This is a genomic window from Halorussus rarus (assembly GCF_003369835.1).
GTDB classification, from domain to species: Archaea; Halobacteriota; Halobacteria; order Halobacteriales; family Haladaptataceae; genus Halorussus; species Halorussus rarus.
The window spans coordinates 579386-600976 of record NZ_QPMJ01000001.1 but is presented as its reverse complement, the minus strand read 5'-3'; the positions used below and the strand labels follow the sequence as shown (position 1 = coordinate 600976).

Genomic DNA, 21591 nt, shown 5'->3' with positions numbered 1-21591 from the left:
TCGCAGCGTCGGCGGCCGGAGGGCGGCGCCGCTCGGCGGGGTCGGCAGCCGGTCGACCGTCGACCGGGTCCTGCGCGGCCCGACCGGCGCGGAAGCGCCGCGGCGACGCCCTCAGACGTCGCCGTTCTCCTCCTTCTCGTTGAGGAACTCGTGGGCGTCCTCGAGGATCTCGCGGGGTCCGTCCTGCGTGATGGTGTTGATGGCCTGCTCGTAGTCGCGCCACTGGTGGTCGCGGTGCTCGTGGGAGAGCTCCGCGCTCGCCTCGTAGGACTTGGCGACGAACAGGTGGACCGTCTTGTGGATGGTGTTGCCGTTGGCCTCGAAGACGTAGTCGTAATCGTCGCGGAAACCGTCGAGCAGCCGGAAGTCCTTGATTCCGGCCTCTTCTTTCACTTCGCGTATGGCCGTCTGCTGTAGCTCTTCGTCCCCCTCCACCCCGCCCTTGGGGAACTCCCAGTCGCCCGGACGGGACTTGAGGAGGAGGTATTCGCGGCGGTCGCGGGTATCCCTGTAGAGGATCGCACCCGCGGACGTGGCTTCAACCGTCATTTACTGGAGTATATACGGCGGTGCGTTAAGAGAATGTCGGAGAGCGGTGCTTCGCAAACGGGTCAGCGCGGGACGGAGATTCGTCGTGCGGGACCGGCCGGCGGACCCGCGCGAAGAGCAGACGATTTACGTAGTTCGACGCAGAACAACTTCGACACCGAACCCCCAGCCATGACCTTCGTAACAAGAATCCGGCTCCAGAGCGGCAACCGCCCCGCGCTGGAGAACGTGGTGGACGAGATCCGCTCGACCGCCGAGCGGAAGGGCGCGGAGCTCCGCGGCCCGCACTCCGCCCCGCCAGAACAGTTCACGGTACCGCAGTACAAGTCGACGTCGGGCGACGAGAACCGACAGTTCCGATCCTGGGACTACACGGTGTACACCCGACAGATGGAGATCGTCGGCCACAACGCGCTGGCCCGGCAGGTCGCCGAGTTCGACTTCCCCGACGGCGTCCACGTCGAGGTCGAACTCGAACAGATCGAGCAGATGGCCTGACCGCCGCCCCGATATCCTCCTCGCGAACGCTATCCTCGGATCGGCCAGTCTCGAATCGAGTACCCCCGACGGGAGCACTCCCGGAGACGAGCGACCGCGTCCGCTCAGAACGACGACTCGCCGACCGTCTCCAGGTAGCTCGCCCGGCCGCGATGAGCCGACTCGTCGAACTCCTCGACGCGGAGCCTGACCCGGGTGTCGAGCGCGTCCGCCGGCGCGTCGTCGACGCGCAGGACGGTGTCGCCGACCCGGACGACCGGAACGTCGCCGTCGTACCCCGTCACGAACGCCGAGATCTCCTGGCCCGGCGCGAACGAGGGCGTGTTCGTCCGGAAGCCCAGGCCGGCGAGGTACTTCTCGCGGACGGTCATACCCGGGCCACCTCCTCGGACTCGCGGTCGGTGGTGTACTCCAGTCCGAAGCCGGTCAGCGCCGAGACGACGAACACCCCGAACAGGAGCCAGCCGTGGAAGACGAAGGGGAACACCTCGACGGGGTTGACCAGCAGTTCGCGGGTGAACCACCCGAACTCCTCGGCGCCGACCAGCCCCCGCATCTCGGTGTAGCCCACGAGCACGCCGCCCGCCCACGGGAAGATGTAGCCCAGCGCCGACGTGTTGGCGTCGAGGATGTTGGCCCGGCGGTAGCCGTTGACGTTGAACCGCTCGCCGATGCGGGCGACGTACGGCGCGATGGCGATCTCCGCGGCGGTGTTGATGGTGATCATCGCGTTGACCGACGCCGTGCCCAGCACCATCGTGGTCTCGGCCCGGCGGACGCTGGTGGCCACCCGCGAGAGCAGCCAGTCCTGGATGGCCTCGAAGCCGCCGCCCCGGATCATGATGCGGGCGCCGGCCACGATGAGCAGCGTCAGGACGATGAGCGGGAAGAAGCCGGCCGCGCCGTCGTAGAAGGCGCCCGAGACCGCGACCCGGTCGGACGTCGGCGGGACGGTCGTCACGACCGGGAGCGCCGAGAGGCTCCGGGCGAGTGTCACGTCCGCGGGCGCCCGGAACAGCAGCAGTTCGGCGGGCGACGCGAGGCCGAACAGGAGGTTCGCGGCCACCGCGACCACCAGCCCCCACGAGATGGCCTCCACGATGTGGCGCCCGCTGACGGCGGTGGCGATGACGACGCCGATGGACGCGAGGTGGACCAGCCCGAGCGGCTCGGCCTGGCCGGCCAGCACGTCGGCGCTCCCCGCGACGTCGGCACCGGCCATCACCGACCCGGCGACCAGGTAGCCCGCGAACGCCGGAACGGCCGCGAGCAGGGCGTACTTGAACCGCGAGGCGACCACGCCGCCGATGTCGGCGTCCTGGGTCACCGCGCTCACGATGGTCGTGTCCGAGACCGGCGCGAGGTTGTCGCCGAACACCGCGCCCGAGAGGATGGCCCCGAACAGCAGCGTCGGATTCGCTCCCAGCAGCACGCCCGCCGGGAAGAACAGGCCCGTGAACGCGATGACGGTCCCGTAGCCCGTCCCGATGCCGGTCGCCAGCAGCGCCGCCAGCACGAACGTGACCGCCGGGAACAGCGCCGGGCCGACCGACAGCGCCTCGGCGGCCCAGACGAGGCCGCCGACGAAGCCCCCGACCTGTATCGTCTCGGCGAACATGCCCGCCCAGAGCCACGCCACGATGGCGGTCGCGGCCACGCGCTGGGTCATCCCCTCGAAGATAGTGTTTGCGTAGGTCTTCCAGTCGCCCCTCGCGAAGAACATCCCGACGATTAGCGACACCAGCATCCCGACCACCAGGCCGGTCGTGTCGCTCACCCGCAGGACGCCGCTCTGGAAGATGGCCCACAGGATGAACAGTCCGATGGGGATCGCGCTGGCCGCGGGCCCGCCGCGGAACTCGATGCGGTCCCCCGTCCGCGCCCGCCTGGCGTCGGCCAGTTCCTCGGCGACCGATTCCTCCGGTGGCTCGTCGGCTCCCGTGTCCGCCATGTCTCGGTCCATGCTATCCAGCGGAGCCACATGAACGCACGCAATTCGGCGTCCGGCTTGCCGGGCCTCAAGCACTTAAGCCCCGTGCGCTCCTGGGACCCCACATGAGCCGACAGGCCGAACGCGACCGACTGGTCGAGATCCGACGCGACCTCCACCGCCACCCCGAGCCCGCGTGGCGGGAGTTCTACACCACCGCGCGCATCGTCGCGGAACTCGAGCGCATCGGCGTGGACGCCCTCCACGTCGGGCCGGACGCCATCGCCGAGGACGAGCGCATGGCGGTCCCGGACGACGAGGAACTCGAGGAGTGGTACGAGCGGGCCCGTGAGGCCGGCGCCGACGAGGACGTCCTCGACCGACTGGAGGGCGGGTACACCGGCGCGGTCGCGGTCCTCGAACGCGGCGAGGGCCCGACCGTCGGCCTCCGCGTGGACATCGACGGCCTCCTCCGAGCGGAGTCGACCGACGAGGGCCACGCGCCGGTCGCCCAGGGGTTCCGGTCGGAGCACGAGGGCGCGATGCACGCCTGCGGCCACGACGCCCACGCGACCATCGGGCTCGGGGTCATCGAGGCGGTGAAGGACAGCGACTTCGAGGGCACGCTGAAGGTGTTCTTCCAGCCCGGCGAGGAGATGATCGCGGGCGGGAAGTCGATGGCCGAGAGCGACCACCTCGCCGACGTCGACTACCTGCTGGCGGCCCACGTCGGCCTCGACCACCCGACCGGCGAGATCGTCGCGGGGATGGACGGCTTCCTCGCGGTGAGCCACTTCCGGGCGGAGTTCGCGGGCGAACCCGCCCACGCGGGCGGCGAGCCCAACGAGGGCGAGAACGCGGTCCAGGCGATGGCGACCGCGGTCCAGAACCTCTACGCCATCCCGCGCCACGAGGACGGCGCGACCCGGGTCAACGCCGGCCAGGTCGGCGGCGGCACCGCGACGAACATCATCCCGGAGGAGGCGTACATCGAGGGCGAGGTCCGGGGCGAGACCACCGAGCTCAAGGACTACATGGTCGAGCGCGCCGAGCGGACCATCGAGTCGGCCGCCGAGATGCACGGCTGCGACGTCGAGATCGCGACCAACGGCGAGGCCCCCAGCGCCGAGAGCGACGCCGAGCTCGTCTCGGTCGTCGGCGACGTGGCGGGCGAGACCGACGGCGTCGACAGCGTGGTCGAGCGCGACGAACTCGGCGGCAGCGAGGACGCGACCTACCTGATGCGAGCGGTCCAGCGAAACGGCGGCAAGGCCGCCTACGTCGGCGTCGGCACCGACCACCCCGGCGGCCACCACACCGCGACGTTCGACGTCGACGAGGAGACGATCCCGATCGGCGTGGACGTGCTCGCCGGGGCGATCCGGCGAATCGCCGCCGATTCGCCCGAATAAAAGTTAACGGTTTTACACTCCGGGTCGTAGAGGCGCGCGATGGGGAAAGACAGTTCGACCGCCGTTACTCGACGCGGGTTCCTCGGTGCGTCCGCGGGCGCCGCCGTCTCGTCGTACGCCGAGGGCAGGGCCGCGGCGCGCACGCAGGGCGCACAGCGGACGATCGACATGACCGACAACCTCGTGTTCGACCCGGACGAGGCGACGGTCGCGCCCGGAACGACCGTCGTCTGGGACAACGTCGGCACCGTCGGCCACTCCGTGACCGCCTACGAGGACGAGATCCCCGAGGACGCGGCGTACTTCGCCTCGGGCGGGTTCGACGGCGAGCAGGCCGCCCGGAACGCCTACCCGGAGGGCGATGTCGCGGGCGGCGAGACGTACCAGCACACCTTCGAGGTCGAGGGGACGTACGGCTACTTCTGCATCCCGCACGAGACGGCCGGGATGGTCGCGGAGCTCACGGTCTCGGCCGACGCGGGCGAGGGCGGCGACGGCGGCGGAGCGCTCCCGGACCTCCCGGAGAGCGCCCGCGTCGTCGGCATCGTCACCGTGGCGGCGATGGTCTCGGTCGTCGCCCTCGCGTACTTCTTCCTGAAGTACGGCGGAGACTACGGACTGGAGTGAGCAACTCGATTCTGATAAACGAATAACCAATTCAAATTGATGCGGAGATTTTTTGTAGATTGCTGCGGCAACGTCCCGTATCTTCGATCGAACGGAGGAAGACGACAAATGAGCGAAAACGCCGCCGAGAACCTCGACGAGACGCCCGATTTCACCGACCGCGCGACAGCCGAGCGCGCGCCGACCGACCGCGACCGGCCGCTCAGCGCGGCGGTCATCGACGCCGTCGCCGACGCCGCCGACGTCGACCCGGCCGAACTCGGGACGCCGCTCTACGACAAGATCGACCCCGACGCCCTCGACAGCCTCTTCAGCGACCGATACGACGGCGCGCCGCGGGGGAGCGGCCGCGTCGTATTCGACCTGCGCGGCTACGAAGTGACCGTCTACAGCGACGGCTACGTCGTCGTCCGCGACTGACTGACGCCGATCCGCCGGCGCCGCGTCCGCCAGCCGCCGGCGCCGCGTCCGCCAGCCGCCGGCGCCGATTTGCGGGCCTCGGCGCGCGAACGGTCGTTCCGAAAGCTCTAATCCCGAGGGATTCGAATCCGGCCGTATGGCCGACGACAACGAGGAAGAGGAAGAACCAGCCGTCGAACTCGGCGAGGGCGAACCCGTCGAGGGCGCGCCGCTCGTTCGCGTCGCCTCTCGACTCCACTGGCCGGTCCAGAAGAGCGAGATACTCCGGAAGGAGAGCGAGGAGACGTCGGTCCGGACGCCCGACGGCCCGCGCGAACTGGGCGACCTGCTGGCCGCGGTCGACGAGACGTACTTCGAGAGCCGCCAGGAGTTCCTCGAAGAGGTCCGCGCGGAGGCCGGCACCGGACCGATCCCGACGGCCGACGAGTAGCGTGTCAGTCGCTCGGGCGGTCCGCCGGGGCGTCGCCCGGCTGAGCTGGGTCCAGCGCGCGCTCCTCGCCGGCGCAGTCCTGACCGTCGCGTGGATGGCCTGGGACGTGCGGGGCCTGAACGAGCGACTCGTCCGAGACACCGTCGTCTACATCCTCGCGCCGCTCGGGCTGGCGGTCCGGCACGGCCGCACCATCGGCTACCGGGTCGACCGGACCGCGATCCGCAACACCGTCCTGCTGTCGCTGTTCGTGCTCCCGTTCTACGTGGTCGGGTCGTCGCTCCCGACGATACGCGGCTACTACCCGATGTGGCGGACGAGCGCCGCGCTCGGGGAGTTCCTCCCGCACGTCGTCGCGCAGTTCGTCATCGCGCTGGCGGCGGAGACGTACTACCGGGGGCTGCTCTGCGTCGGGGTCCGGGAGATCGGCTTCAAGAGCGTGTTCATCAGCCCCGTGGTGTACGCGTTCCACCACATGTACAAGCCGCCCATCGAACTCATGCTGTCGGGCCCAACCGACGTGCTGTTCGGCGCGGTCGACTACAAGAGCAACTCCATCCTCCCGTCGGTGGTCGCCCACGGCCTCGGCCTCGGGCTGCTGGACTGGCTGGTGCTCCACCCGCCGATATTCCCGCCGGAGCAGGTCGTCCGGTGGCTGCGGTGGCTGCCGGTGCCGCTGTGAGGGCGGACGCTGCTTCCACACGACTCCGGCTGGGACGGCCCGGATGGGCGGACTTTTCCGGCTCCGCCGCGTAATGAGTCTTGTATGAGTCTTCCAATAGACCCCACGCAGCTCGACGCCGCAGACATCGGCGAGAAGCGGGCAACTCTGGAGATGGAACACGAGGAAGCCGTCGAACACGTCCGCGAGGCGTTCACCGACGCCGGCTTCGGCGTGCCGGAGGAGTTCTCCCCGTCGGAACTGCTCAACGAGAAGGTCGAGGGCGCCGACCACGACCCCTACTACGTGCTGGGGGCGTGCAATCCCGGCGTGGCCGACCGGGCGCTGGAGGCGAGCGAGAACCGCATCGGCGGGCTGTTCCCGTGTAACGTGGTGATCTGGGAGGAGGAGCCCGGCACGCAGGTGGTCTACCACGTCAGTATCATGCGCATCGCGCGACTGGTCGGGATGGCGCCCGACGACGAGGTGTGGGACGACATCGTGGCCGAGACGGGCGGCCTGGTCGAGGAGGCCTGGGCGAATCTGGACACGGCGTAGGTGATACCGACGCGCAGCTACTTCTCGTCGTCCAGCCGGTTTATCTCCTCGCGGAGGCGCTCGACCTCCCGGCGGAGCGACTCGATTTCCTCGCCGGCGGGCCGGTCGGACTTCGACTGCCGGTAGAGGTAGAGCCCGACGCCGGCCAGGACGACCGGGACCCCGAACACGATCAGGGCGACGAGGAGGATGACGAGCAGTTCCACGCCGCCGGGGACGGCGACCTGCAGGGGAACCATGGTCGAAGATGGACCGAGAAGCGGAATAAGTCTTGGCACGCCCCGACGACCAGGAGTCAGGAGAAGTCCGCGAGGTTCGCCTGCAGGCCCGACAGCAGGTGGGACTTCCGGCGGAGGGCGGCCAGCGAGACCGGGAGCTGGGGCGCGATCTCGCGGACCGCGCCGTGGAACGTCTCGGCCTCGCCGTACTCGCCGGCGAGATCGTCGTTCTCGCCGAGCCCCCTGTCGGTGGCGCTCCCGGGGGCGCCCTCGAATGCGTTGCGGACGCTCTCGCGGATCTGCCAGACGCCGACCGGCGCCCAGTAGTCGTCCGAGACCTCCCGGAGCACCAGGCACTTGGCCTGCCGGCCGACGGATTCGAGGTGCTCGAGCACTCCGAGCCGGGAGGCGTAGTAGGCCCCGGCGGTCTCGTCGACGTAGCCGGTCCGGCCCTCGAACCCCTCGTGGGCGGCTCCCATCCACGTCTCGCCGGTCGGGTCCTGGTTCCAGATGCTGCCGGGCGCCTTCATCTCGACCAGTTCGAACTCCCACTGGCCGGGCGTGAGAATCACCCAGTAGCGGTTGCCGACGTACTCGTTGACCCAGACCTGGGTCTCGTCGACGCTCGGGTTGGTCTGGATCTGCCCCCGGAGGAACTGACCGATCGTGTCGTCGACCGCGGTGATGGACCACCGGGTCGGGACGAGGCGGCGGTTCCGCCCCCGGCCGAGCGCGCCCGCCGAGAGGATGTCGTTGATCTCGTACACGTCGAACCCCCGGCGGTAGAGGTAGGTCATCGCGCCCTGGGCCTGCCAGTCGTCGTCCTCGAGGGTCTTCTTCACCGGCCGGGGAACGTGGGGGTTCTCGGTCAGGTCCGCGGAGGTCGCCCGGGCCGAGGGTCCTGTCGGCGTGGTGACGTCGTCGACGTCGAGGTCGAGGTCCAGCGAGTCCGAGAGGCCGATCTCGACGTCGACCGGCCGGTCGGCGATGGCGACTTCGCGCTGGGTGCCGACGAACCCGTCCCAGGCGTCGGCGACGTTGTCGACGTTCGCCGCGTGGTTTGAGTTGAGCAGGCCGGTCCGGTACTGGAGCACGTTGTCGATGTCGAGACCCCTGTCGTACCACTCGCCGCTGGTGGCGAACTCGGCGGCCCGCTCCTCCTCGCCGACCGGCGAGAGGATGCCGGTCGAGACGTTCGGGTAGTTCGACCGCCCGACGAACACCGAGGGCGAGGTCGACCCCACCAGCGAGTCGCCCTGGGTGACCTCGGCGAAGCGGTCCTCGACCTCCTCGACGTAGTCGAGAATCTCGTAGGACTTCTCCTCGGCGAGCCGGCGCTTGCGGTCGTCCTCGTCCGGGCCGAGGCCCTCGATGTACTCGTCGAGACGCATTCGTCGACCCTTTGCACCCGAGCGATTTGAACCTTACTCGCCCGGTCTCCACGACGCTTCCGCGGACGAAGCCGCCTTTACAGCGCGAACCCCGCCCCGACGTATCCGGCGAAGAACGACCCCACCGCGGCGAGCAGCGCCAGCCCGACCCGGTAGCCGACCAGGGCGCGGTCGAATCCCCGCTCCAGGCCGGTCGCCAGCGTCGTCAGGACGGCGGCCAACAGCAGGACGTAGGTTCCCACGGCGAGGCCGAGCGCCGCGGTCGGGAGGGGTTCGCCCAGCGTCCCGGCGGCCATCCCGTCGGCGAGCGCGACCGTGGCGCCGCCGACCAGCGGGCCGAAGACGGCCGCGGTGTTCCGGAGCGTCCCGGTCACGCTCGCGAGTTCCCGCCGGGCCTCGCGCTCGACGCGCTGGAGGTCGTCGACGTGGTCGGCCATCGCGACCACCGCGCGCCCGGCGGGCCGGCCCTCGCGAGCGGCCACGGCCAGCAGCGCGGCCACGCTCCGGCCCTGCGGGCTCGGCACGTCGGCGAGCGCGCCGTGCTCGCCCAGGAACGCCTCGCGGACGCCGACCCGGAGGCGGCGCTGGACGCCCGCGGCCTCGGTCAGGATCTCGCCGGTTCGACCCGCGACCTCGGGCGCGGCGTCCGCGACGGCGGCCTCGACCGCGGCGCCGTCGCTGACCCGCCGGCCGACCAGGTAGAGCGCGTCGGTCAGGTTGACCTCCACCGCGCGGGCGTCGTCACGGACGCGTTTCACCGGCCGGTACCGGATCACGAGGGCCGCACCGACCGCAGCGCCGACGGACGCCGGCCACCGGGTCCAGTTCGGGAGCGACGCGGTCGCGGTCGCGATTCCGGCGAGCAGGCCAGCGCCGACCCCGACCGCCGGGGCGAGCAGCCGTCGGTCGGGGACGTCGGGGTGGTCCCGGGACACCGCGGGCGGCGGGAACGCGGCGGGCCGGCGGACCAGCAGCCAGGAGCCGGCTCCGACGAGCAGTGCCGGTAACAGCAGATCGTAGAGGACCACCAGCGCGGGAACCGAGAGCGGGACGCCAGCCACCCAGGCCGCGGGGAGGACCGCGACCAGCGCGAGCGGGAGCAGGACCCCGAAGGCGTAGAGGGCGTTCGTCGGGCCGCGGACCGACTCGGCGAACGCGGCCATCCGGTCGCGGGTGCCGTCGAGTATCGCGTCCATCGCCCGGTCGAGCGTCGCCCCGCGCTCGCCCGCGGGCGCGTCGGCCGCCGCCTCCACGAGCAGCGCGGCCCGGCGAAGCGGCGGGTTCCAGTCGGCCCACGCCGCGCCGAACGCGGCGAGTCCCGACTCGGGGGTCCCGTCGGCCTGTCGAACGTGCTCGCCGAGGCTGTCGGCGAGTCGGCCCTCCCCCCGGGCCGCGAACGCCGCCGCGCGCTCGGTCGCGGGTTCGATCCGCATCCGTAGCACCGCTCGCGCGACGAGTGCCGGAGCGGCCCCGAGCGCGGCGGTCCGCCGGGCGGTCGCCAGCGCGACGGGACCCCGCTTCGCGGCGTAGGCCACGCCGCACGAGAGGGCGACTACTCCGGCCGCGACGGCCGCGCGGAGTCGGCCCGGCGCGAGCGCAACTGCGGGGAGCCCGAGGAGTCCGACGAGCGTTGCGGCGCCGTAGCCGGCCCGGACCGTCGTCTCGGCGTCGACGCCGGCGTCGAGGTACGAGAGCGCCCGCGGAAGGTCCTCGCCGGGCTCGACCGGCCACGGGTGGAGGCTGGCGAGACGGCGAATCAGACGGACGTCGACGCGGTCGGGCGGACTCCGGGCCTCGGACGCCCGGCTCACGTCTCCCTCCGGTCGGCGTAGGCCGAAACCACGGCGCTCGGGTCGGTCCGCCCTTCGCGGGCCAGTCGCGAGAGCAGCTCCCGACGGTCTGCGAGCGCCGCGCGCACGTCGGCGTAGGACTCGCCGGCCGCCGCGAGCGACGCCACGAGCCGACTGTTCCCGCGGTCGATCCGCCCCGTCGCCCCGGGTTCGCCGTCCGGGTTCGTCTGGGCGTCGGCCGCTCCGACCTCGAAGAGGGCGGCGAACCGCTCGCCGTCGACGACCTCCTCGATGGCCTTCACTCGCCGGCGCTTCCCCTCGGGGGTGGGAATCGCTTCGAGCGTCACCACGAGGTCGGTCACCGCGAACGAGGAGGCCGGGACGCCGAGGTCCGAGACGACGCGCTCTCGGACCCCCGTGCCGCCGTCGCCGTGGATGGTGCCCAGCACCGCGTCGCCGCTCGCGCCGACCCGCATCGCCTCGTAGAGCACCGCGGCCTCCTCGCCCCGGACCTCGCCGACCACCAGCGCGCCCTCCCCGAGGCGGAGCGCTGTCCGGAGCGCCGCAGGGGGTTCGAGGCCAGGCCCGTCGCCCGACTCGGTCCGGAGGGGTTGGACGTCCCGGCCGCGGCGCTGGAGCGCCGAGACGGGGAGTTCGGGCGTGTCCTCGATGACGACGGTTCTGGTCGCGGCCGGGAGCTCCCAGCAGAGCGCGCCCAGCAAGGTGGTCTTGCCCGCGCCGCGGGGCCCGGCGACGAGACCGGCCGCGGCGCGCTCGGCCGCGAGCGAGAGCAGGGCGGCCGCCCGTGCAGAGACGGTGTCGTTGGCCACGAGGGCGGGCAGCGTCCAGGGCGTGGCGTCGTGAGCCCGGAACGCGAATCCGGGGCCGTCGCTCACGGGGTCGGTGACGCCCGCGACCCGGACCGTGCCGTCGGCGGTAGCGGTGCGCGGACCGGAACCGTTCTCTCCCTCGTCGTCCGCGGCGGGGACGTAGGCCCCAGCGTCGAGGTCGGCGGTCGCGTCGAGCGTGGGGGCGGCCCGCGAGAACGCCCGGCCGCTCGACCGGCGGAACCGCGAGGCCAGCGCCCGCGCGCCGGCGTCGGTGAGCCGGACGTTGGTCCGCATGCGCTCGCCGTCGACCGTCACGCGGATCGGGTTCCCGTCGACCGGAGCGGTGGCGAACACGTCCGAGACGTCGGGGTCGGCGAAGAAGTCCGCGAGGACGCCGTACCCGCGGGTGTGCTTGTGGAGCGCGGCCGCGAGCGCCTCGACCGGCGCGTCGGGACCGGCGACCTCCCGGACCGCCCGGCCCGGCGCCCGCTCGCCGGCGGGGACCCCGCCCTCGGCGAGAAGTTCGTAGGCCTCGGCGAGGACCCCGAGCGCGGCGTCGTCGAAGCCGTGTTCGACCGGCTCGAGGTGGTAGGTCCGGAGCGCGCGGTCGTCGGCGTAGACCCGGACGGTCGCACCGGTGGCGAGCCGGCGGGTCGACGCGAAGGCGGCGTCCGGCGGCGGGTCGGGCGCGACGCGAGCCCTCGCTATCGGCGGGCCGACGAACGGCCGGAGCGCGTCGGCGTACCCCTCCGCGCGCTGGGCGAACTCGGCGAGACTCGTCTCGGCGACGATGGCTCCCACCGGCCCGGCGCGCCCGACCGCCGCCCTGGCGGCACCGAGCGGGTCGCGCATCGCCCGGTCGGCGAGCGACCGGTCGTAGAACGCTCCGCGCTCGACGAACCGGCCGGCGGCGACGAGGAGCGCGGCCGACTCGCCCTCGTAGGCGCGTTCGAGCCGGTCGGTCCGGGTCACGACCGACTCGGCCTCGCGGTCGGCTAACGCGCCGACGACCGACTCGCGGCACGCCGGTTCGGCCGTGAGGTCGCCCGCGCCGGGGCAGTCCGCCGCGTCGACCACCAGGCGGTCGCCCTCGAAAGCGGGCTCGCAGGCGCATTCGGGCTCTGCGTCGCGGAATCGCGCGAGCGGGTTTCGCATGGCCGGGATTCGTCCCGTCCTCGGGTTTAAAGTCTCGTACGGGGTCCGGTCTGCGGTGCCAACCTACCGATTCCGGCGCGCGCTGGCGGACCCTGGGGTCCGCCAGGCGTGCGAGGGAGGCGGCCGCGTTCAGGCGGCCGCCGAGGCTGGGGAGGGGTGAGGCCCGCGGTCGCAGTGCGGGCGGTGCTGTGCGGAAATTCATCGGTGACGGCAGTAGCTAGCTTCTCACCGATTCTTCACCCTCTGCTCGGTCGTGATACTTCCAGACTATACCAAGAGCACGCTACAGTTCCCCAGACGACCCTACCGAAACCACCACGATCCGACGCCCGTCCGAGCGAACGAGACGGAGCGTCACCGCGTAGGACCCGCCGCTGCGGAGGACGATGGTCCGGTCGTCCTCCGAAATTCGCCCGTCCCGGACGACCCGCAGGTCGACCGCGACCCGACGGACGTGTCGTCGTCCACCCGCGACCCGGAAGGCCAACACGTCGCGACCGGCGGCGTCGCTCGCTGTCGATTCGCCGTCCGGTAACCCACCGAGTGCGACGAACGTCAGCGGGGCCGCGGTCGGCGAGCCAGTGGGCAGCGACAGGTCGAGCGTCCGGCGTGCACCGGGCGATTCCTCGCGAGCGAGGCTCGCCGCGGCCGCCCCGACCCGGTCGAGTTCGCGCCCGGCGAGGCGTTCGGTCCGGGTCGCTCGCGCGTCGTCGAGCGCGGGCGTGACGGCCGCGACCAGCGCCACCGCGAGCGCGGCCGCGAGGACCAGGCGGAGCACTACATCAGACCTCGAAGTGACGCCGACAGGCGGTCGAGCAGGCTCGAGTCGTCGCGGCCGGCTTCGCGGGCGTCCGCATCGGCGTCAGGTCCCGGTCGGCCCCGCGAAGTCGCCCGGCGCGATTCGCAGTCGCACGGTCGGCCGGAGCGAGGTCGGCGGTCGCGCACGGCCGGTTCGGCCTTGGAATCCGAACCGCTTCCCAGTCCGCCACCGCCCGGCGACTGCGTCGCGGGCATCGCACCGTCCGCTCGCGTTTCGCCCGCCCGAACCTGCTTTTCGTCCGTCACCTTCGACTCGACGTCCGCCAGGCGATCCTCGACCGCCTCGGCCTTCGCCAGTGCGGCGTCGGCCCGGCGCTCGACCGACTCGTCGACCGCGCGGACGCTGCCGACGTAGCCCCGGAGCGCCTGGGTGGCGGCGTCGAGGTCGTCGAGGCGCTCGGTCGCGTCGTCGACTCTGTCGGCGAGCCGGTCGAGGTCGCGGGTCAGTTCCGCCGCGTCCCGCAGCTCCGTGAGCGCGCGGTCGTCGTCGGTCAGCGCGCGCTCGACCGCGCGGAGCCGGCGGTCGAGTTCGTCGGTGTCGGCGTCGGTCGCGTCGGACATGGCTCCGGTTCGCCTCGGTCTCGGATTTAAACCTTCGCCGGGCCCGTATCCGGGTCGTCGACCAGCGGCCACGCGGTCCCGACGGTCGATTTCCGCGCGCCAGCGCTCGGTCGACGCCGGAAAGTTGATTAGCCGTCAATTCAACTCAACGCCCATGAAAGTCGTCCTGATTGGTGTCGGACAGGCCGGGGGGAAGCTCACCCAGCGCCTGGCCGAGTACGACCAGCGGATGGGTTTCGGCGCGGTCCAGGGGGCCCTCGCGGTCAACTCGGCCGAGGCGGACCTCCGAGAGCTCGACCTCGATACCGTCCTCGTCGGCCAGGAGCGCGTGAAGGGCCACGGCGTCGGCGGCGACAACGAACTCGGCGCCGAAGTGATGCAGAGCGACGCGACCGAAGTGATGGACGCCCTCGACGGGCGCATCACCGCGCAGGCCGAGGCCATCTTCGTCGTCGCCGGCCTCGGCGGCGGGACCGGGTCGGGCGGCGCGCCGGTGCTCGCCCACGAACTCAACCAGGTCTACGAGATGCCCGTCTACGGCCTCGGCGTCCTCCCCGGCCGGGGCGAGGGCGCGATGTACCAGGCCAACGCCGGCCGGTCGCTCAAGACCCTGGTACGCGAGGCCGACGCGACCCTCCTCATCGACAACGACGCCTGGCACACCTCCGGCGAGAGCGTCGGCGAAGCATTCGAGAAGATCAACCAGAACATCGCCCAGCGCGTCGGCCTGCTGTTCGCCTCGGGCGAGGCCGTCGAAGGGGTCGGCGAGAGCGTGGTCGACTCCAGCGAGGTCATCAACACGCTCCGTTCGGGCGGCATCGCCACGCTCGGGTTCGCCAGCGCCGAGGCGGCCGAGGACGCCGAGGCGAACATCAACACCGTCACCTCCATCACCCGTCGCGCCCTCCTCAGCAACCTCAGCCTCCCGAACGCCGTCGAGGCGGACTCGGGCCTGCTGGTCGTCGCCGGACAACCGGAGACCATCCCGCGGAAGGGCGTCGAGCGCGCGCGAAAGTGGGTCGAGGAGGAGACCGGCAGCCTCCAAGTCCGGGGCGGGGACTTCCCGCTCGACAGCGGCCGGCTGGCGGCGCTCATCCTGCTCGGAGGCGTCGAACGCTCCGAGCGCATCGAGGAGTTCCTCGAGCGAGCCAAGCAGGCGAGCAAGGAGGCCGACGAGCCCGACCGGGACCCGGCCGAGCAGTTCCACAACGACCAACTCGACGACCTGATCTAGCGGCGCTCTCGCCGCGCTCCCTCGATTTTCCGCGACGAAGAGGCTGACAGTCCTCCGTCGGCGACAGTCGGGACTGGAAACCGCGAGAAGTCGGTCGGCGGCCGAGACCCTAGCTGTGGATGCCCATCGCCTCGATCTGTTCCTGGTAGCGGTTCCGGATGGTGACCTCGGTGACCTGGGCGACGTCGGCGACCTCGCGCTGGGTCTTCTTCTCGTTGCAGAGCAGCGACGCCGCGTAGATCGCCGCCGCCGCGTAGCCGGTCGGCGACTTGCCCGAGAGGAGCCCTTCCTCGGCGGTGGTCTCGATGATCTCGTTGGCCTTGGTCTGGACCTCCTCGCTGAGTTCGAGTTCCGAACAGAACCGCGGGACGTACTTCTTCGGGTCGACGGGTTTCATCTCCAGGCCGAGCTCCTGGGAGATGTACCGGTAGGTTCGACCGATCTCCTTGCGTTCGACGCGCGATACCTCCGAGATCTCTTCGAGGCTTCGCGGGATGCCCTCCTTTCGACAGGCCGCGTAGAGCGCGCTGGTGGCGACGCCCTCGATGGAGCGCCCCCGGATGAGGTCCTCCTTGAGCGCCCGCCGGTAGATGACGCTGGCGACCTCACGGACCGACCGCGGGACGCCGAGTGCCGAGGCCATGCGGTCGATTTCGCTGAGCGCGAACTGGAGGTTGCGCTCGCCCGCGTCCTTGGTCCGGATGCGCTCCTGCCACTTGCGCAGGCGGTGCATCTGGCTGCGCTTCTTCGAGGAGATCGAGCGACCGTACGCGTCCTTGTCCTTCCAGTCAATGGTGGTCGTCAGCCCCTTGTCGTGCATCGTCTGGGTGGTCGGGGCCCCGACGCGGGACTTCTCCTGGCGCTCCTGGTGGTTGAACGCGCGCCACTCGGGACCGGGGTCGATCTGCTCCTCCTCGACGACCAGTCCGCAGTCTTCACACACGAGTTCCGCCCTGTCGGAACTTTTCACGAGGTTGTCAGAGTTGCACTCGGGGCACTCCCGTACACCCTCTGACTCGTCCTCCGTTTGCTCCGCCTCGGCTTGGCGCTCCCGCTGGCGAGTGGACCGTGTCATCGCACTTTTATAGTAGTAGTGTGGACGCACTTAAACCCTCGGCCGGTAACGGGTCCTTAATCGGGGGTCGTCCCGCCAAATTCGCGGCGTCCGTCCGATATCGGCGGGCTGGCGGCACTCGTCCCCGCTCGGCCGAGCGGAGACGTCCGTCACTACGGACCGCCATCCGGAAAGGGTTTATGCGGCTGCCGTGGAGGAGACCGCATGCCCGTCATCGAGTGCGACGTGGAGGCTGCGCGCGAGAAACTGGCCGACGCCGGTGCCGACGTGTCGGCGGGCAACTCCGACCACGAGCGGTGGCGCGCGACGCACGGCGACGCGAACGCGGTCGCCTACGACGGAAAGGTCGTCGTGCAGGGCTCGAACCCCCAGGATATCGAGGCGCTGCTCCGAGACGCGGGCGGCCACGCCTACGTCTACTTCGACGGCGCGAGCCGCGGGAACCCGGGGCCGGCCGCCGCGGGCTGGGTCATCGTCACCAGCGACGGTATCGCGGCCGAGGGCGGCGAGACTATCGGGCGCGCGACCAACAACCAGGCCGAGTACGAGGCGCTGATCCGCGGGGTCCGGGCGGCCCGCGACTACGGCTTCGACTCGGTCGAGGTGAAGGGCGACTCGGAGCTCATCGTCAAGCAGGTCACGGGCGCGTGGGACACCAACGACCCCGACCTCCGCGAGCACCGGGTCACGGTCCGCGAACTGCTCGCGGCGTTCGACGACTGGGAGCTCAGCCACGTCCCGAGAGAGATAAACGAGCGCGCCGACAAACTGGCCAACGAGGCCCTCGACGATGCCTGATCCCGACAGTGCTACCGATTCAGACAGCTCCGACGACGGTGAGACGACTCCTAGTTCCGAAGACGACACGCTTCCCGAGGAGGTCGTCGAGCGCGCCGAGCGACTGACCCATCGCGCGCGCGACGCGGTCGACGACGCCGAGGCCGACGCATACCGCGAGGAACGGGGCGACCTGCTCGCCGAACACGACTATCTGGCGCGCGTCCGGGAGGACGACACCGGCGCGACCCTGGTCCTCCACCCCGACGAGTGGGTCGAGCGCGTCGCTCCGGAGGAGCAACGAGGCGAAGGCGGTGAAACCGCCGAAGTACGCATCCGGACCGACCGCATCGAGGACACCGGCCGGGCGGTCGAGGTGTCGCTGTCCGGGCCGGGCGACCCCGACGAGTGGGAGACGGTCGAGGAGCACAACCGCGAGATCGCGGCCCGAGTACGCGAGGCCCACGGCGACGTCCACGGCGACAACGCGGCCGCGTTCGCCGACTTCATGGGCAACCACTACGCCCGGCCGGTCGAGTCGGCGACCAGCGGCGAGATAGAGGAGTTCCTCGCGGAGTACTTCCCGCGGAACGCGTGGCCGACCGAAGAACAGCGTGCGGCCGTCGAGGAGTCTATCGACCTCGTGTTCGAGGCCGTCGACGAGTAACGGGCTGTGGGAGGTCGTTACTCGTTGTCGGCGACGAGTTCCCGGACCTGCTCGGCGCGCTCCTCGTCGTTGACGAACTTCCCGAGGGTCCACTGGAGGGCGTCGACGACCACTGCGAGCCCCTCGTCGGTGAGTTCGTACTGGTTGGTTCGCTTGTCAAGTTCGCTCTTCTCGACGTAGCCCTTCTCGACGAGGGTGTCGAGGTTGGGGTACAGCCGCCCGTGGTTGACCTCCTCGCCGTAGTAGTCCTCGAGCTCGCGCTTGATGGCGAGCCCGTACATCGGTTCCTCCGAGAGGATGGTCAGGATGTTCCGCTGGAAGGCGGTGAGATTACGCGCGGTACTCGTCTCTGTGAGTGTCTGTGCCTCTGACATAGACTCTGACATCCTCCGGTTTGTCATGCCAGTATTTAATCCTTCCTCACTCGCCCGGTCGTTTCGTAGGCTATCCGGCGGTTGTACCACCACTTATTATGAAAGTTAAGCTATCGGCCGAGAATCGACGAGAGGTGTCACGCAGTTTGGGTCTTCCGGCCAGCGACCGTCGTCTCGTCCGGTGATGGCCAGCGTTCGGCGACGATCACCCTCCGAGCGCGATGCCGAAAGGACTTTCCCGACTTCGGACGGATTCCCGGACTGCAACAATGGCGAACCTCTGGGAAGATCTGGAGACCGGACCGAACCCGCCCGAGGAGATCTACGCGGTCGTGGAGTGCCTCAAAGGCGAGCGCAATAAGTACGAGTACGACAAGGACATCCCCGGCGTCGTGCTCGACCGCGTCCTCCACAGCAACGTCCACTACCCGAGCGACTACGGCTTCATCCCGCAGTCCTACTACGACGACGAGGACCCCTTCGACGTGCTGGTGCTCGTCGAGGACCAGACGTTCCCCGGCTGCGTCATCGAGGCCCGGCCGGTCGCGCTGATGAAGATGGACGACGACGGCGAGCAGGACGACAAGGTCATCGCGGTCCCCAGCGAGGACCCCCGGTACGACGGCGTCCAGGACGTCGACGACCTCACCGAGCAGCAGAAGGACGAAATCTCCGAGTTCTTCGAGACCTACAAGAACCTGGAGGCGGGCAAGGAGACCGAGACGCTGGGCTGGGAGGACCGGCAGGCCGCGATGGACGCCGTCGAGCACGCGATGGACCTCTACGAGGAGAAGTTCGCCTGACGCCGGCGCGAGCGGCGTCCGCTCGGTTCCCAACCGGTGTCGAACGCTTCCCGACCACCTCGCGGAGCGGCCCGCGGTGGGCCTGTTGACTGATTCGAGACGTATCTCGATGCGGAGAGGTCCGGGGCTAACCCCCGAAACTATTTGACGCTGGCCTGAACAACGCCGAATCGATGGCATTAGGGTCCCCGTTCGGCGACGCAGAGACGGTCGCCGTGTCCGCGGCGCTGTTGCTCTCGGGCGGACTGGTCCTCTACGCCGCCCAGTCGCTGACCGACTGGCGCCGAGGGGACGACGACGAACCGATAGACGCCCTTCGCGAGACGGTCGCCGGACAGAACCGGGTCGCGCTCGTCGTCCCCGAGGGACCGAGCATCGACGCGCTGGCGGCCGCGATGGGGCTCCAGTCGCTCTGCTCCGAGTGGGGCGTCACCGCCCAGCTGTTCGCCGAGGGTCCCGTGACGGGCGAGGACAGCAAGACGTTCTGCAACATCTTCGACCTCGAACTCGCGGTCGTCGGCGACGAGGGGGCCGAGGAGCTGACCGACGCCGACGCCGCTATCGCGGTCGGCGGCGGCGGCGCGGTCCCGCGGCTCTCGAACAACCCGCCGGTGGTCGCGGTGGTCCGCCACCGGCCGACCGCCGAGGAGAACATCCTGACGGTCACGCCGACCGGCGACGGCGCGACCTCGACGACCGTGACGCGGCTGCTGGAGTCGGAGGGCGCCGTGCCCGACCAGCGGATCGCCACCGCGCTGCTCCACGGCGTCCGGGCCGGCACCCGGGAGTTCCGCCGGGCCAACGGCGAGCACGACTACGAGGCGGCGGGCTTCCTCCACGCGTACGCCGACCTCGGCCGCATCGAGGACCTCCGGTCGCCGGGCATGAGCGGCGACACCTTCGACGTCATCAGCGATGCCATCGCCAACCGCGAGCGCCGGGCGAGCTTCGCGGTGACCAACGTCGGGGCGGTGCCCTCGGTGTCGGCGCTCGACGAGGCCGCCGACACGATGCTCCGGCTCGAAGGGGTCTCGACCGCGGCGGTGTTCGGGCTCCACGAGCAGACCATCGTCGTCTCCTGTCGGGCCGAGGACGTCCGGACCAACGCGGTCGACATCCTCGACTCGGCGTTCGGCACGAGCGAGACGACCGGCGGGAACACCGACGCCGCGACCGCCAGGGTCCCGCTGGGGCTGTTCGCGAAGGTCGACGGCGACCACGAGGAGACGCTGGACATGCTCATCGACGCCAGCACCCGGAAGGCGCTGTTCGAGGCGTTCGAGAGCTCGTAGTCACCGAGCGTTCGCGGGCCGTTCTCCGAGGACCGTCATCGCCCCGGAGAATCCTTCATCGTCGTTCACGTCGAAAGCCGCCCGTACGAAAAGAAACTTCTTGTATGCCGTTCTTCTATTCGGGTACATGGGTCTCTTCGACAAACTCCGTGGCGACGACAAGCCCCGCGTCGCCTTCTTCGGAATCGACGGCGTGCCGTACAGCTTCCTCGAGGATCACTTCAACGAGTTCGAGCACCTCGCGGCGCTCGCCGACGAGGGCGCGTCCGGCCCGATCGACAGCATCGTGCCGCCCGAGTCGTCGGCCTGCTGGCCCGCGCTCACGACCGGCGTGAACCCCGGGCAGACCGGCGTGTACGGCTTCCAGGACCGCGAGATCGGCTCGTACGAGACCTACGTCCCGATGGGCCGGGACGTCCAGGCGACCCGGCTCTGGGACCGCGTGCAGGAGGCCGGTCGGGACGCGACCGTGCTGAACGTCCCGGTCACGTTCCCGCCCCAGCGCAACGTCCAGCGGATGGTCTCGGGCTTCCTCTCGCCCGGCGTCGACAAGGCGTCGTACCCCGACGAGCTCCGGGACTACCTCCAGTCTATCGACTACAAGATCGACGCCAACCCCAAGCTGGGCCACGACGAGGACAAGTCCGAGTTCATCGAGAACGCCCACGAGACCCTGGACGCCCGGTACGAGGCGTTCAAGCACTACATCCAGCAGGACGACTGGGACCTGTTCTTCGGCGTGTTCATGACCACCGACCGTGTCAACCACTTCCTCTACAAGCACTACGAGGAGGACGGCGAGTACAAGGAGGAGTTCGTCGACTTCTACCGGAAGGTCGACCGCTACCTCGGCGAGATCCGCCAGAACCTCCCCGACGACGTGACGATGCTGGTCGCCTCGGACCACGGGTTCACCTCGCTCGACTACGAGTTCTACGCCAACACCTGGCTCGAGCAGGAGGGGTGGCTCTCCTACGAGGACGACGACCACGAGGAACTGGGCGACATCAGCGACGACACCGAGGCCTATTCGCTCATCCCGGGCCGGTTCTACATCAACCTCGAGGGCCGCGAGCCCCGCGGGAGCGTCCCCGAGAGCGAGTACGAGGACAAGCGCGCCCAGCTCAAGGAGGCCCTCGAGAACCTCGAGGGCCCCGACGGCCGGAAGGTCTGCGACCGCGTGGTCGAGAAGGAGGAGGCGTTCCACGGCGACCACGAGGACATCGCGCCCGACCTCGTCGCCATCCCGAACTACGGCTTCGACCTCAAGGCCGGCTTCAAGGGCCACGACGACGTGTTCGGCCAGGGCCCCCGCAACGGGATGCACAGCTTCGACAACGCCTCGCTGTTCGTCGACGACCCCGAGGCGACCGTCCGCGACGTCGACCTCTACGACATCGCGCCGACGATCCTGGACCTGATGGAGATGGAGTACGACGCCGGCGAGTTCGACGGGAAGAGCCTGGTCTGAGGAACTGATTCTTCGTCCTTTTCGTGAGCTGTTTCTATCGAACCGTAGT

The 21591-nt window shown here is 70.2% G+C and carries 24 protein-coding genes; 13 read left to right on the top strand and 11 right to left on the bottom strand.

The window, feature by feature from the left end; translation table 11 throughout:
- Nucleotides 1-111: 111 nt before the first annotated feature.
- Nucleotides 112-549, bottom strand: coding sequence for a bis(5'-nucleosyl)-tetraphosphatase (locus DVR07_RS03105; RefSeq protein ID WP_115795317.1), 438 nt, complete (start codon nt 547-549; stop codon nt 112-114).
- Nucleotides 550-720: 171 nt separating this feature from the next.
- Here DVR07_RS03105 and DVR07_RS03100 point away from each other — a divergent pair, with 171 nt between their 5' ends.
- Complete coding sequence (locus DVR07_RS03100; RefSeq protein ID WP_115795316.1) at nt 721-1047, top strand: uS10/mL48 family ribosomal protein; 327 nt, start codon at nt 721-723, stop codon at nt 1045-1047.
- Between the two features lie 104 nt (nt 1048-1151).
- Here the strand turns inward: DVR07_RS03100 and DVR07_RS03095 are convergent, their stop codons facing one another.
- Together DVR07_RS03095 and DVR07_RS03090 are read right to left on the bottom strand one after the other, a co-directional pair.
- On the bottom strand, nt 1152-1418 hold the full coding sequence (locus DVR07_RS03095; RefSeq protein WP_115795315.1) for a DUF7513 family protein: 267 nt from the start codon (nt 1416-1418) through the stop codon (nt 1152-1154).
- Nucleotides 1415-2998, bottom strand: a complete 1584-nt coding sequence (locus tag DVR07_RS03090) for a Na+/H+ antiporter NhaC family protein (RefSeq protein ID WP_115796286.1) — start codon at nt 2996-2998, stop codon at nt 1415-1417. Before DVR07_RS03090 ends, DVR07_RS03095 begins: the two co-directional genes overlap by 4 nt.
- A 104-nt stretch (nt 2999-3102) precedes the next feature.
- Between DVR07_RS03090 and DVR07_RS03085 the strand changes: the two genes are divergently transcribed.
- From DVR07_RS03085 to DVR07_RS03060, 6 genes are all read left to right on the top strand, one after another.
- The gene (locus tag DVR07_RS03085; protein WP_115795314.1) at nt 3103-4389 is read left to right on the top strand and encodes an amidohydrolase; all 1287 of its coding nucleotides are present in this window, start codon (nt 3103-3105) and stop codon (nt 4387-4389) included.
- A gap of 39 nt (nt 4390-4428) precedes the next feature.
- Entirely contained in the window at nt 4429-5016 is a 588-nt protein-coding gene (locus tag DVR07_RS03080) for a plastocyanin/azurin family copper-binding protein (RefSeq protein ID WP_115795313.1), read from the top strand.
- 108 nt (nt 5017-5124) lie between these two features.
- Entirely contained in the window at nt 5125-5436 is a 312-nt protein-coding gene (locus DVR07_RS03075; protein ID WP_162829412.1) for a HalOD1 output domain-containing protein, read from the top strand.
- A 136-nt stretch (nt 5437-5572) separates the two neighbouring features.
- Nucleotides 5573-5866 carry a DUF5789 family protein gene (locus DVR07_RS03070; RefSeq protein ID WP_115795312.1) on the top strand — a complete coding sequence of 98 codons (294 nt, stop codon included), beginning with the start codon at nt 5573-5575 and terminating at the stop codon, nt 5864-5866.
- A gap of 94 nt (nt 5867-5960) precedes the next feature.
- A complete protein-coding gene (locus DVR07_RS03065) occupies nt 5961-6548 on the top strand; it encodes a CPBP family intramembrane glutamic endopeptidase (RefSeq protein ID WP_115796284.1) in 588 nt (195 codons plus the stop codon).
- Nucleotides 6549-6632: 84 nt separating this feature from the next.
- On the top strand, nt 6633-7085 hold the full coding sequence (locus tag DVR07_RS03060) for a DUF302 domain-containing protein (RefSeq protein ID WP_115795311.1): 453 nt from the start codon (nt 6633-6635) through the stop codon (nt 7083-7085).
- 17 nt (nt 7086-7102) lie between these two features.
- On the opposite strand, the gene DVR07_RS03055 is transcribed toward DVR07_RS03060, so the two are convergent.
- The 6 genes from DVR07_RS03055 to DVR07_RS03030 all read right to left on the bottom strand — a co-directional run bounded on the left by DVR07_RS03055 (nt 7103) and on the right by DVR07_RS03030 (nt 13849).
- A complete protein-coding gene (locus DVR07_RS03055; RefSeq protein WP_115795310.1) occupies nt 7103-7324 on the bottom strand; it encodes a preprotein translocase subunit TatA in 222 nt (73 codons plus the stop codon).
- A gap of 56 nt (nt 7325-7380) precedes the next feature.
- Nucleotides 7381-8694 carry a DNA repair protein NreA gene (nreA, locus tag DVR07_RS03050; protein ID WP_115795309.1) on the bottom strand — a complete coding sequence of 438 codons (1314 nt, stop codon included), beginning with the start codon at nt 8692-8694 and terminating at the stop codon, nt 7381-7383.
- A 77-nt stretch (nt 8695-8771) separates the two neighbouring features.
- Nucleotides 8772-10505: a type II secretion system protein gene (locus DVR07_RS03045; protein ID WP_240318842.1), complete on the bottom strand. Its 1734-nt coding sequence runs from the start codon at nt 10503-10505 to the stop codon at nt 8772-8774.
- Nucleotides 10502-12469, bottom strand: coding sequence for an ATPase, T2SS/T4P/T4SS family (locus DVR07_RS03040; protein WP_115795308.1), 1968 nt, complete (start codon nt 12467-12469; stop codon nt 10502-10504). Before DVR07_RS03040 ends, DVR07_RS03045 begins: the two co-directional genes overlap by 4 nt.
- A 283-nt stretch (nt 12470-12752) precedes the next feature.
- A complete protein-coding gene (locus DVR07_RS03035) occupies nt 12753-13247 on the bottom strand; it encodes a DUF7311 family protein (protein WP_115795307.1) in 495 nt (164 codons plus the stop codon).
- Nucleotides 13247-13849 carry a DUF7310 family coiled-coil domain-containing protein gene (locus DVR07_RS03030; RefSeq protein WP_115795306.1) on the bottom strand — a complete coding sequence of 201 codons (603 nt, stop codon included), beginning with the start codon at nt 13847-13849 and terminating at the stop codon, nt 13247-13249. Before DVR07_RS03030 ends, DVR07_RS03035 begins: the two co-directional genes overlap by 1 nt.
- A gap of 154 nt (nt 13850-14003) precedes the next feature.
- On the opposite strand from DVR07_RS03030, the gene DVR07_RS03025 reads away from it, so the two are divergent.
- Nucleotides 14004-15083 (top strand): tubulin/FtsZ family protein, encoded by a 1080-nt coding sequence (locus DVR07_RS03025; RefSeq protein WP_115795305.1) that lies wholly within the window; start codon nt 14004-14006, stop codon nt 15081-15083.
- A 109-nt stretch (nt 15084-15192) separates the two neighbouring features.
- Here DVR07_RS03025 and DVR07_RS03020 read toward each other — a convergent pair whose 3' ends face one another.
- A complete protein-coding gene (locus DVR07_RS03020; RefSeq protein ID WP_115795304.1) occupies nt 15193-16158 on the bottom strand; it encodes a transcription initiation factor IIB in 966 nt (321 codons plus the stop codon).
- A gap of 204 nt (nt 16159-16362) precedes the next feature.
- On the opposite strand from DVR07_RS03020, the gene rnhA reads away from it, so the two are divergent.
- Both rnhA and DVR07_RS03010 read left to right on the top strand, forming a co-directional pair.
- Nucleotides 16363-16956 (top strand): ribonuclease HI, encoded by a 594-nt coding sequence (gene rnhA, locus DVR07_RS03015; protein ID WP_115795303.1) that lies wholly within the window; start codon nt 16363-16365, stop codon nt 16954-16956.
- Nucleotides 16949-17602 carry a DUF7108 family protein gene (locus tag DVR07_RS03010; RefSeq protein WP_115795302.1) on the top strand — a complete coding sequence of 218 codons (654 nt, stop codon included), beginning with the start codon at nt 16949-16951 and terminating at the stop codon, nt 17600-17602. Before rnhA ends, DVR07_RS03010 begins: the two co-directional genes overlap by 8 nt.
- Nucleotides 17603-17619: 17 nt before the next feature.
- Here the strand turns inward: DVR07_RS03010 and DVR07_RS03005 are convergent, their stop codons facing one another.
- Nucleotides 17620-17976, bottom strand: coding sequence for a PadR family transcriptional regulator (locus tag DVR07_RS03005; RefSeq protein WP_115795301.1), 357 nt, complete (start codon nt 17974-17976; stop codon nt 17620-17622).
- A gap of 269 nt (nt 17977-18245) precedes the next feature.
- Here DVR07_RS03005 and DVR07_RS03000 point away from each other — a divergent pair, with 269 nt between their 5' ends.
- From DVR07_RS03000 to DVR07_RS02990, 3 genes are all read left to right on the top strand, one after another.
- On the top strand, nt 18246-18779 hold the full coding sequence (locus DVR07_RS03000) for an inorganic diphosphatase (protein WP_115795300.1): 534 nt from the start codon (nt 18246-18248) through the stop codon (nt 18777-18779).
- Nucleotides 18780-18952: 173 nt separating this feature from the next.
- Nucleotides 18953-20071, top strand: a complete 1119-nt coding sequence (locus DVR07_RS02995) for a DHH family phosphoesterase (protein WP_115795299.1) — start codon at nt 18953-18955, stop codon at nt 20069-20071.
- 127 nt (nt 20072-20198) lie between these two features.
- Nucleotides 20199-21542 (top strand): alkaline phosphatase family protein, encoded by a 1344-nt coding sequence (locus DVR07_RS02990; RefSeq protein ID WP_115795298.1) that lies wholly within the window; start codon nt 20199-20201, stop codon nt 21540-21542.
- Nucleotides 21543-21591: the final 49 nt, after the last annotated feature.

What these genes read in the sequence shown, in the direction of transcription:
- DVR07_RS03000 (WP_115795300.1), top strand. Translation starts at nt 18,246, where the DNA reads ATGGCGAACCTCTGGGAAGATCTGGAGACCGGACCGAACCCGCCCGAG.
- DVR07_RS02995 (WP_115795299.1), top strand. Translation starts at nt 18,953, where the DNA reads ATGGCATTAGGGTCCCCGTTCGGCGACGCAGAGACGGTCGCCGTGTCC.
- DVR07_RS03065 (WP_115796284.1), top strand. Translation starts at nt 5,961, where the DNA reads ATGGCCTGGGACGTGCGGGGCCTGAACGAGCGACTCGTCCGAGACACC.
- DVR07_RS03105 (WP_115795317.1), bottom strand. Translation starts at nt 549, where the DNA reads ATGACGGTTGAAGCCACGTCCGCGGGTGCGATCCTCTACAGGGATACC.
- DVR07_RS03055 (WP_115795310.1), bottom strand. Translation starts at nt 7,324, where the DNA reads ATGGTTCCCCTGCAGGTCGCCGTCCCCGGCGGCGTGGAACTGCTCGTC.
- nreA (WP_115795309.1), bottom strand. Translation starts at nt 8,694, where the DNA reads ATGCGTCTCGACGAGTACATCGAGGGCCTCGGCCCGGACGAGGACGAC.
- DVR07_RS03090 (WP_115796286.1), bottom strand. Translation starts at nt 2,998, where the DNA reads ATGGCGGACACGGGAGCCGACGAGCCACCGGAGGAATCGGTCGCCGAG.
- DVR07_RS02990 (WP_115795298.1), top strand. Translation starts at nt 20,199, where the DNA reads ATGGGTCTCTTCGACAAACTCCGTGGCGACGACAAGCCCCGCGTCGCC.
- DVR07_RS03060 (WP_115795311.1), top strand. Translation starts at nt 6,633, where the DNA reads ATGAGTCTTCCAATAGACCCCACGCAGCTCGACGCCGCAGACATCGGC.
- DVR07_RS03020 (WP_115795304.1), bottom strand. Translation starts at nt 16,158, where the DNA reads ATGACACGGTCCACTCGCCAGCGGGAGCGCCAAGCCGAGGCGGAGCAA.
- DVR07_RS03100 (WP_115795316.1), top strand. Translation starts at nt 721, where the DNA reads ATGACCTTCGTAACAAGAATCCGGCTCCAGAGCGGCAACCGCCCCGCG.
- DVR07_RS03030 (WP_115795306.1), bottom strand. Translation starts at nt 13,849, where the DNA reads ATGTCCGACGCGACCGACGCCGACACCGACGAACTCGACCGCCGGCTC.
- DVR07_RS03075 (WP_162829412.1), top strand. Translation starts at nt 5,125, where the DNA reads ATGAGCGAAAACGCCGCCGAGAACCTCGACGAGACGCCCGATTTCACC.
- rnhA (WP_115795303.1), top strand. Translation starts at nt 16,363, where the DNA reads ATGCCCGTCATCGAGTGCGACGTGGAGGCTGCGCGCGAGAAACTGGCC.
- DVR07_RS03005 (WP_115795301.1), bottom strand. Translation starts at nt 17,976, where the DNA reads ATGTCAGAGGCACAGACACTCACAGAGACGAGTACCGCGCGTAATCTC.
- DVR07_RS03085 (WP_115795314.1), top strand. Translation starts at nt 3,103, where the DNA reads ATGAGCCGACAGGCCGAACGCGACCGACTGGTCGAGATCCGACGCGAC.
- DVR07_RS03025 (WP_115795305.1), top strand. Translation starts at nt 14,004, where the DNA reads ATGAAAGTCGTCCTGATTGGTGTCGGACAGGCCGGGGGGAAGCTCACC.
- DVR07_RS03040 (WP_115795308.1), bottom strand. Translation starts at nt 12,469, where the DNA reads ATGCGAAACCCGCTCGCGCGATTCCGCGACGCAGAGCCCGAATGCGCC.
- DVR07_RS03080 (WP_115795313.1), top strand. Translation starts at nt 4,429, where the DNA reads ATGGGGAAAGACAGTTCGACCGCCGTTACTCGACGCGGGTTCCTCGGT.
- DVR07_RS03070 (WP_115795312.1), top strand. Translation starts at nt 5,573, where the DNA reads ATGGCCGACGACAACGAGGAAGAGGAAGAACCAGCCGTCGAACTCGGC.
- DVR07_RS03095 (WP_115795315.1), bottom strand. Translation starts at nt 1,418, where the DNA reads ATGACCGTCCGCGAGAAGTACCTCGCCGGCCTGGGCTTCCGGACGAAC.
- DVR07_RS03010 (WP_115795302.1), top strand. Translation starts at nt 16,949, where the DNA reads ATGCCTGATCCCGACAGTGCTACCGATTCAGACAGCTCCGACGACGGT.